The sequence below is a fragment of the Streptomyces sp. NBC_01232 genome, from assembly GCF_035989885.1.
GTDB lineage: Bacteria > Actinomycetota > Actinomycetes > Streptomycetales > Streptomycetaceae > Streptomyces.
In genome coordinates, this window is record NZ_CP108518.1 from 3,067,448 (window position 1) to 3,084,255 (window position 16,808).

Genomic DNA, 16,808 nt, shown 5'->3' on the forward strand with positions numbered 1-16,808 from the left:
CTCCTGGGCTCAGGCGCCGGGTGTGATCAGTTCGAGGTCGCGTGCGAGCGCGGCGAGTACGGGTCCGGGGTTCTCGTGGAGGAAGAAGTGACCGCCGGGGAAGACCCGCAGGAGACGGTCGCCGTCGACTTCTCCGGGCCCCCACGGCCAGGCTTCGTCCGGGCCGACCAAGGGGTCGTCGCCGCCCGTGTAGACGCGCAGGGCGCAGGGCATCGGGCGCTCCCGGCGGGCCCGGTGGCGCGCGAGCACCTCCAGGTCGGCGCGGAGCACCGGCAGGTACAGCCGCAGGAACTCCGGGTGTTCGCGCAGTGCGGGCGGCAGGCTGCGGGAGTGGTCGAGCAGGGCGAGCAGCTCCTCGTCCGGGGTGTCGGCCCCGGCGGCCCAGCGGTCGGGCCGGTCCGCGGCGGGGTGGGCCGAGGCGGCGACGATGATGCCCCGCACCGGCTGTCCGCCGCTCCCCGCGCCGATGGCGACGCCGCCGTCGCCGCTGTCGCCGCCGTCGTTCCCCCGCCGCCCGTACCGGTGGCGCAGCGAGCGGGCCAGTTCCCAGCCGACGACCGCTCCCATGCTGTGCCCGAAGATCACCAGCGGCAGCTCGGGGAGCGCCGCCAGGGCGGTCTCGATGCCGTCGATCACATCGGCCATCCGGTGCAGGGCGGGCTCGCCCATCCGGGAGCCGTGGCCGGGCAGCTCGACGGCGACCACCTCGGTGCCGTCGGGCAGCTGCTCGGCCCAGTGCCCGTACGCCTGGGCGGTGCCGCCGGCCGGCGGCAGGCAGAGCAGCCGACGGCGGGCGGGGCCGGGGGACCGCCGGATGCGCAGCCAGCGCGAGCCGGCGACAGCGGCAGCGGCAGCGGCCGCGACGGGGGCAGAGGTGGTGAGGGCGGGGGCGGGGCGGCCCGGCGCGGTGGCCGGGCCGCTCAGCGGCGGGGAACTGATGCTCATCCGGGTCCGCTACTCCTCGAAGTGGCCGGGGGCGAGGCTGCGCAGCACGCAGAACTCGTTGCCCTCCGGGTCGGCGAGCACGGTCCAGCTCGATTCCTTGGGCGTGCCGATGTCGATGCGGCGGGCGCCCAGCGCGACGATCCGCTCCACCTCGGACGCCTGGTCCGAGTCGATGGGGCAGATGTCCAGGTGGAGCCGGTTCTTACGGGTCTTCGTGCTGTGGGCGCGCTGGAAGACCAGCTGGGCGGGCACGGCGGCCCGTCGCAGCTCCTCCAGCGGGGCGATCTCGGCCGGGCCGATCTCCACGAGGTTCCCGTCCCGGTCCTCGTGGACGGTGTAGCCGAGGACGGTGCACCAGAACTCGGCGACCTTGCGCGGGTTGGCGCAGTCGACGACGAGCTGCTCGAAACGGCTGGTCATGCGGCCGCCCCTTGCTGCCGGGCGGTGATCCGGTGCGCGCGCAGGTGCTCGTAGAAGGGGAGCTGGGCCCGGTGGAGCGCGGCCAGGTGGGTGTTGTTCCCGACGGTGTCGGCGTACTCGCCGGTCCGGTCGTGGATGCCGGTGCTGGCGGCGGCGTCGCGGTGCCAGTCCTCGAAGACCTGCCATTCGCTGCGCTCGCCGGCCTGCCAGCTGAGTGCGCCGGGCAGGTCGGGCAGTCCGGTCAGCGAGCTGTACGTGGCGGCGATGCCCGCTGGGTCGGCGACCAGGTCGGCCGCCTCGACCACGGGCGGTACGGCGCCGGTGGCCGCGCGGACCAGGTCGAAGATCTCGGCGCAGTGGCCGAAGCCCACCTCGTCGGCGGTCAGTTCGGGGTTGCGGGCGAAGTGGGAGGCGATGGCCTCGGCGGGCTCGCGGATGATGAAGGTGTGCCGCAGGACGGTGGTCAGCCGGGGGTCGGCGAGCAGTCCGGGGTAGCGGAAGTCGGTGGTGTCCTTGAAGTAGACGGGGCGGCCACCGGTGGCCGCCAGCTCCACGATCGCGTCGAGCAGCTCCGTCTCGCTCCGGTGGACGCGCCCCTCGATCTCGAAACTCCCCTTGCTGGCGAGGATGTTGAAGGGCTCGTGGAGGACGGTCAGGTCACCGCGCTCGATCATCATCCGCTCGAACGCGGTCGAGCGGCAGCGCGGCGGACTCCACATGGCGATCACGGCAGGGCCGGAGGCCACGGCCTCGGAGGTGGTCACGGGGTTCCTTTCGTGGAACGGAGCATCACGGGGAGACTGAGCGCCCAGGCGGCGGCGAGCACCCCGGCGGCCAGGTAGAAGGGAGCGCGCAGTCCGGCGTACGAGGCCATGGCCCCGCCGGCGAGGGCGCCGAGGGGGGACATGCCCACCGCGACGAGCCGGTAGGAGCTGCCGACCCGGCCGAGCAGCCCGGCCGGGACCAGGGTCTGGCGCATGGAGGTGGTGGTGATGGTGAGCACGGCCAGGGCCATGCCGACGGTGCTGAGCACTGCGGCGGCCGCCAGCGGCCGGGAGACGGAGCCGGCGACGACGAAGGCGACGGGCGTCAGCCCGCAGAACAGCAGGACGGTCCGCTCGCGGCCCAGCAGGCGGGTGAGCAGCGGGGAGAGCGCGACGCCGGCCACCCCGCCGACGGCGATCACGGCCATCAGCAGGCCGTAGCCGACACTGCCGACTCCGAGCACCTCGTAGGCGTAGAGCACCCCGACCGAGACCACGGCACTGAGGCCGAAGTTGAAGGCGCCGACCAGGGCGCACACCGAGCGCAGCAGCCGGTGCCGCCACAGCCAGCGGATGCCTTCAGCGGCGTCCGCGAGGAGGGTGGTCGGCTGCCCGGTGCGCGGCGGCAGGGCCGGAGCGGCTCCCGCCAGGGTGGCGAGGAACAGGGCGGAGACCACGAAGGTGACGGCGTCGATGGCGTACGGGAAGGCAATCCCCGAGGTCAGCAGCAGGGCGGCGAGCGGCGGACCGGCCAGTTCCACGCACAGCATCGCCACGCCCTGGAGCAGGCTGTTGGCCTTGTCCAGGACGGGGGCCGGCACCAGGCGGGGGACGATGGCGAGGGTGGCGCTGTCCCGCAGCGTCTCCACCACGCCCATGACCAGGGCGAAGGCCAGCAGCAGGGCGATGCTTCCGTGGCCGGTGAACAGGGCGAGCGTGAACAGGGAGGCGATCACGGCCCGGACGGCGTCCGACCAGAACATGACGCGCTGCTGGTCGTGCCGGTCGACGAAGGCTCCGGCGAAGGTCCCCGCGAGCACCCAGGGCAGCTGTCCGGCGAAGGTCACCAGGGAGAGCAGCATCGGGTCGCGGGTGAACAGCGCGGCGGTCAACGGCAGCGCGGCGAGCCGCAGCCCGTCGCCCCAGGAGGCGGCGAAAGTACTGGTCCACAGCCGCCAGAAGGGGCGGCCGAGGGCCGGTTTCGGCGCCGGCCCGCCGGAGGGCCCGGCGGTCGGGGAGGACGCGGACGGGGCGTGCGGCGCGGAGGTCATCGCACCGGCCGTCCGCTCGGCACGGTCTCGTGCGGCTGCGGCTGCGTCTGTGCCTGCGGGTGCGGCTGCGGGTGCGGCTGCGGCTGCGGGGCGGCGCGCCCGACCATCGCGGCGACCTCGGCCCGCGAGCAGACCCCGAGCTTCTTGAAGATCCGGGCGAGGTACGTCTCCACGGTCTTCGGGCTCAGTTCCAGGAAGTGGGCGATCCGCTGGTTGGTGTGCCCCCGGCTGACCAGGACGGATATCTCCCGCTCCCGGCCGCTGAGTTCGGGCAGCATCGGCTGCGGCGCCTCCGGTACGGGCGTGGCCGGGCGGACGATGCCGTGCAGCAGGTCCAGCTCCTCCCGCAGCACAGTGACGTGCGCCGGCGGCCGGCTGCTGCCGCTGGCCAGGGAGGCCTCCTCGGCCTCGTCGGCACAGGCCAGCGCCTCGGGCAGCAGGCCCAGGCGGAGCCGGGTGTGGCCGAGTCCGGCGAGCAGCCCGGCCAGCAGGTGGCGCTGGCCGAAGCGGCGGGCGAGGGCGGTGGCCCGTTCGGCGTGGGCCTCGGCCTCCCGGGTCCGGCCGAGGAAGAGCTCGGCCCCGACCAGCCACTGCACGGCTTCCAGATGGGCCGCGAGGTCCTCGTCGGCGAGCGAGTCGATCAGTTCGGCGGCCCGTACGGTGTGCTCGGCCGCGTCCGAACTGCGGCCGAACTGGGCCTCGGTGGCGGCGAGCGCGACCAGGGCCGTGGGGTGCGCGGGGTGTCCCGCCGCGTCGGCCAGCACGGTGAGCGCGGCCCGGTCGGCGCTGCCCCACTGCCCGCCGGCCTCCAGGACCAGGGCGGTCATGGCCAGCCGGAGCCGGCCGCAGCGGGAGACGGACCCGGGATCCGCGGCGGCGGCCCGGTCGCAGTGGGCGGCGCAGGCACTGCCGCAGAGCGCGGCCCCCGCAACCGCACCTGCCGCGGCGCCGGCATCCGCTCCGGCCGCATCGCTCCGCGCGATCTCTTCGCGCAGCAGCTCGCGGGCGGCCTCGTGGCGGCCCAGCATCCGCTGCACCTGGGCGTACGAGGAGACCACCTCGGCCCGCAGTGCCACGGGCAGCCCGGCCCCGGGGGCCAGCAGCCGCTGGAAGGCGGCGGCGGACTCCTCGAACTCGGCCTCGTGCAGCAGCGCCCGGCCCTGCACGCTCTGGGCGCGCGCCCTGAGGAGCGGGTCGGCTGTGACCACCGGCCGCAGGGCGTGCCGGGCCCAGCGCAGGGCGGCGCCCGGGTCGTGGAAAACGGTGTCCTCGGCGGCGTCCACGAGTGCCTGGACGTCGTCGTCGTCCGCGACCTCGACCGTGTGCAGCAGCTGCTGCGCACGGAGTTCGGCCGGGCCCTGGTGGATGCGCAGGGCGGCGGCGGCCCGGGCGTGGGCGCCGGAGCGCCAGCCGCGGCCCGCCGAGTGGTACGCCACGGCCCGTACGACGGGGTCGCGGAAGCGGAAGTCGGGGCCGTCGCCGACCGGGCGGACCAGGTCCTCGGCGAGGGCCTCGTCCAGGCCGGTGCGGGCCTCGGCCTCGTCGAGCTGGGAGACCTCGACGGCTATGCGCAGGCCGAAGGTGTCGCCGAGCACGGCGGCCGCCCCGACCATCGCCCGGCCCGCGGGGCCGAGCAGCTGGAAGTCGTCGAGGGCCGCGGCGGCGGCCCGGGCGGACGGCTGGGCGGGCACGGACGGCAGGCCGGAGGGGCTCGCGGGCTCCATCTCGGCGAGGGCCAGCAGCAGCCCCGGGTTCCCGCCGCTGCGCCGCAGCAGGGAGCGCCGGGCGCCGTCGTCGAGGCCGTCCGGCACGAGCGCGGCCAGCTCGGCGTCCTCGCAGCCACCGAGCTCGACCCGGCGGGTCAGACCGCGGGCGGCGGCCTCGGCGAGCACGGCACGGGTGCGGTACCCGAGCTGGCGCGGACGGTGGGCCACCGCGATCATCACGGGCGCCGTGAGCGGACGCTCCAGCAGATAGCCGAGCAGGTCCAGCGAGTCGGCGTCGGCGCGGTGCAGATCGTCCAGGACGATCAACAGGCCGCAGTCGTCGGCCAGGTGGCCCACCAGGCTGCGCACCGCACGGCATTCGCGGTACAGGTCACGGTCCGGCCGGTCACCGGGCGCGAGGTGGCTCATGGAGGGGAAGAGCACGGCGAGCCGCTGCTGTTCGTCCTCGGTGAGCCGCTCCCGCAGCCTCGGTCCGGCCTCGGTGACCAGGTCGTCCAGCGCGTCCAGGAACAGCCCGAAGGGGGCCGAGTGCTGGAGCCGGTCCGGCCGGCTCCGGCCCACCTGCCATCCGGTGCCGGTCGCACGGCGGGTGAGTTCGTCCAGGCGACGGGTCTTGCCGCTCCAGGCCTCCCCCATCAGCTCGAGCCCTCGGGTGGGTGCACCCGGGGTGAGCATCTCATCGAGCAGTTGTTGCCAGTGGGCCGTCACAGCTCGTCCCCCTCCTTGTGTCCTTTGCGTAAGTGGGCGGTCGCGGTCAGCCCTGGGAGGCCGTCCCGGCGCCGTCCATGGCGCGGCGGAGGCTGAGCGGCCGCATGTCGGTCCAGTTCTCGTCGATCCACGCGAGGCATTCGTCCTTCGGGCCGGTCTTTCCCGGCGCCTGCCAGCCCTCGGGAATTTCCTGGCCGACGGGCCAGACCGAATACTGCTCCTCGTCGTTGACGACGACCTGGTAGGACTCCACGGATGCGTTGATCATTAGCTGGCTCCAGTTCCGGTTTCCGGCTTTTGGCTTTCGGCGGGAAAGCGATCCGGACGCCAAACTAGCCAGCCGCCCAGGTGGCGCCACCCGCCCGGCGCGGACTTTGTCAGCTGCCCCCGACGGCCCCGCGGAACTATGTCAACTCGCCCGGAGATCGTGTCAGGTAGCCGCGACAGGGCACTGAACTGCTCTTGATAATTCCGGTGAAGTACGCGTTCCGAACGTCCCGCCCGAAATGCCGAACGTACCGAGACCCGGAAAGACTGGTGCTCCGTCATGCCTGATTCCGATCCGAATTCGCCACCCTCCCGGCCTGCTTCCCCGCCGATCTCCCGCCTCTTCGCGCGCGCGCTCACGCGAGGGCGGCCGGCCCGGTCGGCGCGGCCCGCCGGGCTGCTGCTCCTCGGGCTGTTCCTCCTGCTGACGGCCGCTTCCGTGTGGACGCTCCAGCCGCCGGACCCCGAGCCCGCCTCCGCGCCGGCGCGCGAGTTCTCGGCACGCCGGGCCCTGGTGGACGCCGAGGCCATCGGCCGGCAGCCGCGCCCGGTCGGCAGCCCGGCCTCGGCCGCCGCCCGCGCCCACCTCACGTCCCGGCTGACCGCGCTCGGCGCGCAGGTCGAGGCCCGGCCGCAGCCCGTGGCCCGCGACGAACAGGACGGCACCGCGCTCGTCGCCGAGGTCACCAACATTCACGCCTCGTTCCCCGGCACGGCCGGCCCGGACGCCGGGCACCTGGTGCTGATGGCGCACTACGACTCGGTCCCGGCCGGTCCCGGCGCCGCCGACAACGCGGCCAACGTGGCGGCGGTCCTGGAGGTCGTACGGGCCCTGCGGGCCGACGGCAGGGCGGCGCGCAACACGGTCGACGTGCTGTTCACGGACGGCGAGGAGCCCGGACTGCTCGGCGCGCACGCCTTCCTCGCGGACGGCGGTCTCGACCCGGCGAACACGGTGATACTCAACCTGGAGGCGCGCGGGGTCTCCGGCCCCTCCATCATGTTCGAGTCCGGCCCCCGCAACAGCGGCGCCCTGTCGGCCCTGAGCCGCGCGGACCGGCCGATCGCCACCTCGCTGGCCGACGAGGTCTACACGTTCCTGCCGAACGACACCGACTTCAGCGAGTTCAAGAAGAAGGGCTTCGGCGGCCTCAACTTCGCCTTCGTGGACGGCTCGGCCCGCTACCACACCCCCGGCGACTCCCTCGAGAACCTGTCCGCCGCCAGCGTCCAGCACCAGGGCGACAACGTCCTGGCCGCCGCCCGCGCCCTCGCCGGGAAGGACCTCACCGCGGTCCACGAGGGCACCGACAGCACCTACTTCACCGTCCTGGGCCTGCTGGTGCGCTACCCGAACGCGCTGGTGCTGCCGCTCGCTCTGCTGGCCGCCGCCGGATATGCGGGCGTCCTCGTGCACTCCGGCCGGCGCGGCCTCGCCCGCCGCGGCGTGGTCCGGGCCGCGCTGACCTTCCCGCTCGCCCTGGCCGGGGCCGCCGCCGTCGCCTTCGGCGGCTGGGAGCTGCTCTGCCTGGTCCGCCCCGGGTACGCCGACCTGTCCATGGGCGACAGCTACCGGCCCGGCTGGTTCCGGGCCGCCTTCCTGACCCTGACCGCAGCCGTGGCCGTCGGCTGGTACGTGCTGACGCGGCGCCGGACCGGGGCCTCCGAGGCCGCGCTGGGCGTGTGGGGCTGGCTGACCGTACTGGGCCTGGTCACCGCCGTGCTCGCACCCGGCGCTTCCTACCTGTTCGTGTGGCCGCCGCTGGTGGGCTGCGCGGCGCTGTTCCTCGCCGCACGCCGCCGTACCGGCGGGGAAGGGGAGTACGTCCGCACCCTCGCCGTGTCCCTGTCCGCGCTCGTCGCGCTGCCGCTGCTGCTGCCGGTGATCGTGCTGGTCTTCCCGACCCTCGGCCTGTCCCTGGCCGTCGCCCCGCTGATCCTGATGGCGCTGCTCGTCACCGTCTCGCTGCCCCTGCTCGGCCTGCTGCCGCGTCGCACCGCCCCGGTGGCGGGCTGGCTGGCCCTGGCCGCCGGGGTCGCGCTGGTCCTGACGGGCCTGCGGGTGGACACCTTCGACGCGGAGCACCCGCGGCACACCAGCCTCGCGTACGCCTGGGACGCCGACCGGGGCACCGGCCACTGGCTGAGCTCCGACAACGCGCCGCCGCGGTGGACCGGCGCCCTGGCCGGCTCCGAGCGGGCCGACGTGCGGGCCCGGTTCCCCACCTTCCCGACGACGCTCGCGGGCGACCTGGTCACCGAGGCGCACATCGCCAAGGCCGCCGCCGCGAGCGGCCCGGCCGGCCCGGGCGTTTCGGTGACGTCGGAGCAGGCGGGCCCGGACGGGGTCCGTACCGTGCGCCTGCACATCGAGCCCGCCGCCGACACCTCCTACATCAGCCTCTTCGCCGACACCTCGGCGCACGAGGTGCGGGGCGCGGAGGTCGCCGGCACCACGGTGCGGGGCGGCACCAACCGGCCGCTCTCGGCGGGCCCGTGGAAGTGGGGCTTCGCCCTGTGGAAGGTCCCGGCCGAGGGCTTCGACATCACCCTGAAGGTCTCGGGCGCCGGTGAGGTCCCACTGCGCGTCACCGCGTACACCCGTGGCCTGCCGCAGGGGGCCGGCGCCCTGCCGCAGGACCTGACCTGGAGCACGTGGGGCGCGAACCTCACCGATGTCACGGCGGTCGGCCTGACCGTACGCGGCTGACCCGCGCTCCCTGCCACCACCCGGACGGCCCCCGCACCGTGCTCCCCCGACCTGTCGAAGGCCGGACGGGAGACGATGCGGGGGCCGTCGGCGTACGGGCCGGCCTGGCCCTGTCGTCAAAGTCCCGCCTGGCCCAACCGGCGCTACTTCGACGACAGATCTAGAGCGCGGCGAGGGCGGCGAGCAGCTCGTCCTCGTCGGCCTCGGAGAGCTGGATGTCCTGGACGGTCTCGGCGAGCGCCTCGACGGTCAGCCGGCCGGTGAGCATCCGGGTCAGCGGGACCTCCACCCCGAAGGTGTCACGGACCCGCGAGGCGATCTGCACGGCGAGCAGCGAGTGGCCGCCCAGCGCGTGGAAGTCGTCCCGTACCCCGATGGCCTTCGAGGCGCCGAGCACCTCGGACCAGATCGCGGCCAGCTCCTTCTCGACCTCGTTCCGCGGCTCCACGTACTCCCCGGCTGCACCCTCGAACTCCTCGCTGGGCGGGGGGAGTTGTTTGGTGTTGGTCTTGCCGTTGGGGAGTTGGGGGAGGTGGGTGAGGTGGGTGAGGTAGGTGGGGATCATGGCGGTGGGGAGGTGGGTGCGGAGGTGGGTGCGGAGTTGTTGGGGTGTGGGGGGTGTGGTGTGGGGGGTGGTGGTGTAGTAGGTGGCGAGGTGGGTGGTGCCGTCGGGGGTGGTGTGGGTGGTGGTGATGGTGTGGGTGATGTCGGGGTGGGTGTGGAGTGCGGTGTCGATTTCGGCGGGTTCGATGCGTTGGCCGCGGATTTTGATCTGGTGGTCGTTGCGGCCGAGGTATTCGAGGGTGCCGTGGGTGGTCCAGCGGGCTTGGTCGCCGGTGGCGTAGAGGCGGTGGCCGGGTCGGGTGGGGTGGGGGGTGAAGCGGTCGGCGGTGAGTGCGCTCTGGTGGTGGTAGCCGCGGGCGAGGGCGGTGCCGCCGATGTGGAGGTGTCCGGTGACGCCGATGGGGACGGGCTGGTGGTGGGTGTCCAGGACGTGGAGTTCGGTGCCGGTGATGGGGGTGCCGATGGGGATGCGGGTGGTGGTGTGGTGGGGGTCGACGGTGTGGGCGGTGACGTCGATGGCGGCTTCGGTGGGGCCGTAGAGGTTGTGGAGGCGGGTGTGGGGGAGGGTGGTGTGGAAGGTGGTGGCGAGGTGGGGGGTGAGTTCTTCGCCGGAGACGATGACGTCGGTGAGGGTGGTGGCGTCGGGGGTGTCGGGGTGTTCGAGGAAGTAGCGGAGCATGGAGGGCACGAAGTGGCAGACGGTTGTGCCGGTCTTCTGGATGAGGTGGGCGAGGTGGGCGGGGTCGCGGTGTCCGCCGGGGGTGACGAGCTGGATGGTGGCGCCGGCGGTCAGGGGCCAGGTCCATTCCCAGCCTGAGACGTCGAACCCGATGGGGGTCTTGAACAGGACCCGGTCGGTGTGGTCGAGCTGGTAGGCGTTCTGTGTCCAGGCGATCCGGTTGACGAACGCGGCATGCGTGTTGACCGCGCCCTTGGGGGCACCGGTCGAACCCGAGGTGTAGAGGACGTAGGCCGCATTGTCGGGACCCACCCCGGTCCGCGGGGCTTCGGCAGACGCCCGGTTGACGGTGTCCCGTTCGGTGTCGAGGTTGACGAGCCGTGCCGAGGCGGGCAGTTCGATGCTGGCGGCCACGTCCTGGGCGAGGTCGTGGGTGAGGACCAGGGGGACCTTGGATCCGTTGGCCATCGCGGTGAGGCGCCCGGTGGGGTAGTCGGGGTCCAGGGGGAGGTAGGCGGCGCCGGCCTTCAGCACACCGACCAGAGCGACGACGAGATCAAGGGAGCGGTGCAGGCAGACGCCCACCACGTCCTCAACACCGATACCCGCAGTCTGCAGGTGGTTGGCGAGGCGGTTCGCCGCGGCGTCCAGCTCACGGTAGGTGAGAGACGCGCCGGTCTCGTCGGTGACGGCGAGGGCGTCGGGGGTCGCGGCGGCCTGCCGGGCGATCTCCTCGTGCATCAGACCCGTCACCGGCTCCGGATCCGGAGACGTGAACGCGGCGATCAGGGCCTGCTCGGCCGGACTCGACAACTGGTGCGAGTTCAGGACCGTGTCCGGGTGGGTGACGGCTGCTTCCAGGAGTCGCAGCCAGGCACCCGCCAGGCGTTCCATGCCGTCCGCGTCGAAAAGGTCCGCCGCGTATTCCAGACGCCCCTCCAAAGACCCGTCACCACGCTCACGCAGGTGCAGAGCAATCTCGAACTGGGCCCGCCCCCCACCCGCCTGGAACTCCGAAACGACCGCTCCGGGGAGTTCCCAGCCGCCGCGCGGGGTGTTGTCCAGGGCCAGCAGGACCCGGACCAGGTCACTCCCGGCGGCCTGCGCGACCTTCTCGAACGGCACGTCCTGATGCGCCAGCGCACCCAGCACCGTCTCACGGGCCCGGCCCAGCATGTCCGTGAACGAACCACGGCCGGAAGTGTCCAGACGCAGGGCGATCGTGTTCACGAAGAACCCGACCACATCCTCCAGCTCGGCCCGTGAACGACCCGCCACCGGCGTCGCCACCACCACATCCGACTGACCCGACCAACGCCCCAGCACCGACGCGAACGAAGCCAGCAGACCCTGGAACACCGTCGCCCGGCCCGTCTCCGCAACCGTCTTCAGCCGGCCCGCAAGAGCGGCCGGAACCACGACCGGGACCTGTCCGGCCGGGTAGGAGGACGCCGAATCGGTGCGGGGACGCTCCGCGGGGAGTTCCAGGCCCGAAGCACCCGCCAGCGTGTCCTTCCAGTACTGGAGACTTTCCTCCAGCGCATCGCCGGAGAGTTCCTCGCGCTGCCACACCGCGAAGTCCCCGTACTGCAGATCCAGAGCGGGCAGGACCGTCTCCGGATCGACACCCGCAGTGAAGGCACCGTAGAGGGCGCCGAGTTCCCGCAGGATCAGGCCCATCGACCAGCCGTCGACGATCGTGTGGTGCGCGACCAGACCGACCGCCCACTCACCCTCACCCAGCCGGCCCACGACCACACGCACCAGCGGACCCGCGGCCAGGTCGAAGGGCTCCTCCACCACACCCTCGAACCACTCCTCCAGCAGACCCTCGACCACCACCACCGGCACGGACACCGGCAGATCGTCCGCCTCCGTCACCACCTGCTGCAGCGCACCGTCCACCCACGCGAACCGGGTACGCAGCGCCTCATGACGAGCCACCACCCCCGCCACCGCAGCCTCCAGCACACCCACATCAAGCGAACCCGAAACCCGCAGACCACCCGCAACGTGATACGCCGAACCCGCACCCAGGCAATCCAGCAACCACAACCGCTCCTGCCCGAACGACGCGGCGGAGGTCATGACACCGGCCTCGCGGCGCGGGATCGGAGCGACGGTGCGGCCCTCGGCGGCGCCCTCGCGGACCAGCTGTGCGAGCCGGACCACGGTGGTGTCGTCGAGCAGCACGGTGAGCGGGACGTCCACGCGGTGCTCGGTCTCCAGGACCGCGCGGAGCTGGACGGCGCGCAGCGAGTCGAGCCCCTGGGCGACCAGCGGAAGGGCCGCGGAGATGCGGTCGGCGGAGATGCCGAGCACGGCGGACACCCGGTCGAGCACGAGGGCGCCTTCGGCGTCCCCGGCGAAGTGCGCGGCGGCGCTGTCCTCGACGGCGACGGTGGCGCCGGAGCTGTTGGCGAGGGCGACGAACTCGCCCGCGGTGTAGCGCTCGCGGCTCTCACGGCGGCGGATCTTGCCGCTGGAGGTACGGGGCAGGGCGCCCATCTTCACGAGGACGATGTCGCGCAGGGACAGGCCGTGTTCGAGGGTGACGGCGGAGCGGACGGCGGCCAGTACGGCCTCCGCGTCCTCGTCGCGGAACTTGCGGCTGACCTCGTGCAGCAGCACCACGCTCTCGCCGGCGCCGTCGTCCAGGCCGAAGGCCGCGGCCCGGTTGGGGACGAGCAGCTCGTGGCTCAGCTCGGCGGTGTACTCGATGTCCTGCGGGTAGTGGTTGCGTCCCCGGATGACGATGAGGTCCTTGATCCGGCCGGTGATGAACAGCTCGCCGCGGTGGCGGAAGCCGAGGTCGCCGGTGCGCAGGTAGGTGCGGCCGTCGGGCTCGGCGAGTTCGGCGGCGAAGGTGAACTCGGTCAGCTCGGGGCGGCGCCAGTAGCCCTTGGCCACGGACTCGCCGGTGACCCAGACCTCGCCGATGGCGCCGTCGGCGGCGGGCAGCAGGGTCTCGGTGTCGACGACCTTGATCCGGTCCTCGCCCTGGATGTCGCCGCAGCCGATGAGGGTGGTGCCGGCGGCGCCCTCCTCGACGGGGCGGGGGCCGTCCTCGGTGAGGGTGACGGCGAGCGGCTCGGGGCCGGGCTTGCCGCCGGTGACGAAGAGGGTGGCTTCGGCGAGTCCGTAGCAGGGGTGGAAGGAGGTGCGGCGGAAGCCGGCCGGGCCGAAGACGCGCTCGAAGTCGTCGAGGGTCTGGCGGCGGACGGGCTCGGCGCCGACCATGGCGTGCTGCCAGCTGCTGAGGTCGAGGCCGGCGACCTCTTCCTCGGTGATGCGGCGGACGCACTCGGCGTACGCGAAGTCGGGGGCGGCGCTCATCGTTCCGCCGTGCCGGCTGATCGCGTCGAGCCAGCGGAACGGGCGGCGCAGGAAGGTCATGGGCGCCATCAGGACGCAGGGGAAGCCGCTGTACAGGGGCTGCAGGATGCCGCCGATGAGGCCCATGTCGTGGTAGGGCGGCAGCCAGCTGACGCCGACGCTGTCCGTGGTGGAGCCGTTGGCCCTGGCGATGGTGCGGGAGTTCTCGATCAGGTTGCCGTGCCGGAGCATGACGCCCTTGGGCGAGCCGGTGGAGCCGGAGGTGTACTGGAGGAAGGCGAGGGCGTCACCGCCCGGGGCGACCTCCGCCCATGCCTGCGAGGCGGCGCGGTCGACGGTGTCGGTGGCGGTCCAGGCCAGCTTCGAGAGGTCGCCGAGGGCGTCGCCCATGCCGGTGACGAGCTGGAGGGTGGAGTCGTCGGTGAGGGCGACGGTGGCCTGGGCGTCGATGACGATGTCCATCAGGCGGTCCAGGCCGCGGGCGCCGGACGGCGGGTAGACGGGGACGGCGGCGGTGCCCGAGTAGAGGCAGCCGAAGAAGCCGACGATGTACTCCTCGCCCGGCGGGTAGAGGAGCAGGGCGCGGCCACCGGCCGCTCCCTGCTGCTGCATGGCGGCGGCCGTGGCGCGGGCCCGGGTGTCGAGCTCCCCGTAGGTGAGCCGACGCTCCGTACCGTCCTCTTCGAGCAGGATGTACGCGGTGGCCTCGGGAGTGGCGGCGGCACGGGCACGCAGCATCTCGACGAGGTCGGCGGGACGGAACGACATGGTTCTCCTCCGGGTTCCGGGCAGGCTGGATTCTCTGTGTCGCGGGCGGTGCCCGGCGGCGGGGATCAGGGGTGGTCGATGAGCAGTTGGTACAGGCAGTCGGCGCCGAAGCGCACGGCGTCGGCGGGGACCCGCTCGTCCGCGTCGTGCATGTTCTCCTGGTAGCGGGAGCCGGCCGGGAGGAGCATCGGGAGCCAGCCGTAGCAGTCCATGCCGAGGTTGGCGAAGAGCCGGGCGTCGGTGGACGCGGGCGTGATCATCGGGACCGGGACGCCCTCGGGGTCGGCGTCGCGCAGGATCTGGGTGAGGCGCTCGTAGAAGGCGCCCATCTCCGGCTCGTTCTTCGGGTTGCGGGAGCCCTCGAGCAGCAGCTCGATGCCGATCTCGTCGCCGAGGGTGCCGGAGGCGCTGAACTCGTTGATCAGCGCCCGCAGTTCGGCGACGTAGTCCTCCACGTAGAACTCGCCGGGCAGGATCCGGCCGTCGATGTCCACGGTGATCTCCGAGGGGATCATGTTGATCTTCTCGGGGGTGCGGATGATCGTGGCGTTCGCGGTGTGCCGGATGGTCGAGTCGAGGTAGACGGCGTCCTCGGTGCTCATCAGTTCGTACGGGACGGTGCTGCGCTCGCCCTTGCGCAGGGCGACCAGCTCCGCGGCCAGTTCGTCGCCGACGACCTCGCCGAGGTCCTGGAGCATCCGGTCGAAGGCCGGGGTGATGTGCACGGGGAGGCGGCCGTCGCGCAGCGCGGTCAGCACCTCGGTGAGCTGGTGCACGGCCAGGTTCGGCCAGCCCTGGCGGGAGGCGTGGCCGCCGCGCCCGCGCAGGGTCAGGCGCAGCCAGCAGGCCCGCTTCTCGGCGACGCCGACGGGGTGGAAGCGGCGGGCCGGGTCGACGGTGAGCACGGCGCCGCCGTCCTCGCCGATGCAGTACGGGATGCCCTCGAAGAGCTCCGGGTGGTTGCTGGTGAGCCAGCCGGCGCCGACGCGGCTGCCGTTCTCCTCGTCGGAGACGACGGCGAGCAGCACGTCTCCGGCCGGGGCCTCGCCGCGGGCCCGCAGGGTGAGCAGGGCGGAGAGCATCATGGCCAGCCCGCCCTTCATGTCGATGGCGCCGCGGCCCCAGACCTCGCCGTCGATGAGCAGGGCCTCGAAGGGCGGGTGGGTCCATTCCTGGCCGTCGGTGGGCACCACGTCGGAGTGCGCGTGGAGCAGCAGCGGCGGGGCCTCGCCGCGGCCCGGGATGCGGGCGACGAGACTGGGCCGCTCGGGGTCCGGGCCCAGGAACTGCGAGGTGATCCCGGCCTCGGCGAGCAGCGCGGCGATGTACTCGGCGCAGGCGCGTTCCTCGCCGGGCGGGTTGACGCTGCGGAACCGGATGAGGTCGCGCAGGATCGGGATCGGGTCGACGGGCGCGGCGGCGGGGTTTGCGAGCTGCATGGCCGTCCTTTCGTACGAGGTCGGGGGCGCGGGGCGGATCACAGGAGGGTGGCGGCCCGGGCCCAGAGCTGGGCGGGGCTCCCCCACAGCAGGGCGTCGAGCGCCGCGCGCCGGAAGTAGAGCTGGCTGTCGGCGTCCTCGGTCATGCCGTGGGCGCCGTGCAGGTGCAGGCACTGTGCGGCGGCGTCGCGGACCAGGCCGGCGGCGAGCGCCAGGGTCTGCAGCACCGCCAGGCGGGAGCCCGGGCCGTGCGGGTCGCGGTCGAGGCCGCGGGCGGTCTCCTCCACGAGGGAGCGGACGGCGGTGATCCGGGCCGAGAGGGCGGCCAGGGTGAAGGCCACGCTCTGGTGGCGGGCGAGCGGCTGGTCGAACTGGACGCGGGACTTGGCCCGTTCGACGCCGAGTGCGAGGGCGCCCTGCGCCTGGCCGGTGAGGGTGGCGGCGTGGCGTACCCGCAGGGTGGCGAGCGCCCGGTGCCAGGCGGCCTCGGCCGGGGCTCCGGATCCGATCGGCCGGCCCCCGTACAGGGGCACCCGGTGCAGGTCGACGCAGTGCAGGTCGCCGCGGCTGATGTCGTCGTGCCGGCGCAGGGTGACGCCGGGGTCGTCGGCCCGTACCAGCGCGAGCACGGTGCCGGCTCCGGCCCCGGCCGCGGTCCCGGCCGCGGAATCCGTGCCGACCACCAGGAGCCAGTCGACGGCGTCCGCGAAGGCCACGAACCGGCGACGGCCCGACACCCACGGCCCGTCCGGCCCGTCGCCGGTCGTGAGCGGCGACGGGTCGTACGGGTCGTCGGTGCCCCCGGCGCGGGGGGCCAGTGCGATGGCGGCGGCCCCGTCCGCGACCGCGTCGAGCACGTCGGCGAAGACCTCGTCGGTGTGCGCGTCCAGGGTGGTGATCAGCTCGACGGCGGCGGCGGTGTCCAGGTACGGGCCCCGGTAGAGGGCCCTGCCCATCGCCTCGCCGAGCCGTACGAGGTCTCCGGGCGCCTGGGTGCCGTCCACGACCTCGTCGAACACGCCCGTCTCGGCGAGGGTCGCCCACACGGCTGCGCGGGCTGCGGCCTGCTCGTCGGCGACGGGGCCGCCGCCGAGCGGGCGCTCGCCCATCCGCCGTACGGTCGGGGCGAGTTCACCGTCGAAGAGTTCCGCGAGCTCGGCCGGCAGGGCGGCTACGGAGGTCATGTGGATGGTCCTCTCAGATGTTCCGG

10 protein-coding genes are annotated in these 16,808 nt (G+C 73.4%); 1 reads left to right on the plus strand and 9 read right to left on the minus strand.

Annotated features, from left to right (window positions below; all coding sequences use genetic code 11):
• Window positions 1-9: 9 nt before the first annotated feature.
• From OG444_RS14250 to OG444_RS14275, 6 genes are read right to left on the minus strand one after another with little or no spacing between them, the layout of a single operon-like run.
• Window positions 10-945: a thioesterase II family protein gene (locus tag OG444_RS14250; RefSeq protein ID WP_327262528.1), complete on the minus strand. Its 936-nt coding sequence runs from the start codon at window positions 943-945 to the stop codon at window positions 10-12.
• Between the two features lie 9 nt (window positions 946-954).
• Window positions 955-1,365 (minus strand): VOC family protein, encoded by a 411-nt coding sequence (locus tag OG444_RS14255; RefSeq protein WP_327262529.1) that lies wholly within the window; start codon window positions 1,363-1,365, stop codon window positions 955-957.
• Complete coding sequence (locus tag OG444_RS14260) at window positions 1,362-2,129, minus strand: sulfotransferase family protein (RefSeq protein ID WP_327262530.1); 768 nt, start codon at window positions 2,127-2,129, stop codon at window positions 1,362-1,364. The genes OG444_RS14255 and OG444_RS14260 overlap by 4 nt, the downstream gene beginning before the upstream one ends.
• On the minus strand, window positions 2,126-3,400 hold the full coding sequence (locus OG444_RS14265; protein ID WP_327262531.1) for an MFS transporter: 1,275 nt from the start codon (window positions 3,398-3,400) through the stop codon (window positions 2,126-2,128). The genes OG444_RS14260 and OG444_RS14265 overlap by 4 nt, the downstream gene beginning before the upstream one ends.
• Complete coding sequence (locus OG444_RS14270; protein ID WP_327262532.1) at window positions 3,397-5,835, minus strand: helix-turn-helix transcriptional regulator; 2,439 nt, start codon at window positions 5,833-5,835, stop codon at window positions 3,397-3,399. The genes OG444_RS14265 and OG444_RS14270 overlap by 4 nt, the downstream gene beginning before the upstream one ends.
• 46 nt (window positions 5,836-5,881) lie before the next feature.
• Window positions 5,882-6,103 carry an MbtH family protein gene (locus tag OG444_RS14275; protein ID WP_327262533.1) on the minus strand — a complete coding sequence of 74 codons (222 nt, stop codon included), beginning with the start codon at window positions 6,101-6,103 and terminating at the stop codon, window positions 5,882-5,884.
• 279 nt (window positions 6,104-6,382) lie between these two features.
• Between OG444_RS14275 and OG444_RS14280 the strand changes: the two genes are divergently transcribed.
• On the plus strand, window positions 6,383-8,812 hold the full coding sequence (locus tag OG444_RS14280; RefSeq protein WP_327262534.1) for a M20/M25/M40 family metallo-hydrolase: 2,430 nt from the start codon (window positions 6,383-6,385) through the stop codon (window positions 8,810-8,812).
• Window positions 8,813-8,972: 160 nt separating this feature from the next.
• On the opposite strand, the gene OG444_RS14285 is transcribed toward OG444_RS14280, so the two are convergent.
• From OG444_RS14285 to OG444_RS14295, 3 genes are all read right to left on the minus strand, one after another.
• Window positions 8,973-14,159: a non-ribosomal peptide synthetase gene (locus tag OG444_RS14285; RefSeq protein WP_327262535.1), complete on the minus strand. Its 5,187-nt coding sequence runs from the start codon at window positions 14,157-14,159 to the stop codon at window positions 8,973-8,975.
• 65 nt (window positions 14,160-14,224) lie between these two features.
• Entirely contained in the window at window positions 14,225-15,598 is a 1,374-nt protein-coding gene (locus tag OG444_RS14290; RefSeq protein WP_327262536.1) for a M20/M25/M40 family metallo-hydrolase, read from the minus strand.
• 38 nt (window positions 15,599-15,636) lie between these two features.
• On the minus strand, window positions 15,637-16,782 hold the full coding sequence (locus tag OG444_RS14295; protein WP_327262537.1) for an acyl-CoA dehydrogenase family protein: 1,146 nt from the start codon (window positions 16,780-16,782) through the stop codon (window positions 15,637-15,639).
• Between the last annotated feature and the right edge of the window lie 26 nt (window positions 16,783-16,808).

Coding starts and splice junctions, on each gene's coding strand:
- OG444_RS14250 (WP_327262528.1), bottom strand. CDS start 945: ATGAGCATCAGTTCCCCGCCGCTGAGCGGCCCGGCCACCGCGCCGGGC.
- OG444_RS14255 (WP_327262529.1), bottom strand. CDS start 1,365: ATGACCAGCCGTTTCGAGCAGCTCGTCGTCGACTGCGCCAACCCGCGC.
- OG444_RS14265 (WP_327262531.1), bottom strand. CDS start 3,400: ATGACCTCCGCGCCGCACGCCCCGTCCGCGTCCTCCCCGACCGCCGGG.
- OG444_RS14275 (WP_327262533.1), bottom strand. CDS start 6,103: ATGATCAACGCATCCGTGGAGTCCTACCAGGTCGTCGTCAACGACGAG.
- OG444_RS14280 (WP_327262534.1), top strand. CDS start 6,383: ATGCCTGATTCCGATCCGAATTCGCCACCCTCCCGGCCTGCTTCCCCG.
- OG444_RS14285 (WP_327262535.1), bottom strand. CDS start 14,159: ATGTCGTTCCGTCCCGCCGACCTCGTCGAGATGCTGCGTGCCCGTGCC.
- OG444_RS14290 (WP_327262536.1), bottom strand. CDS start 15,598: ATGCAGCTCGCAAACCCCGCCGCCGCGCCCGTCGACCCGATCCCGATC.
- OG444_RS14295 (WP_327262537.1), bottom strand. CDS start 16,782: ATGACCTCCGTAGCCGCCCTGCCGGCCGAGCTCGCGGAACTCTTCGAC.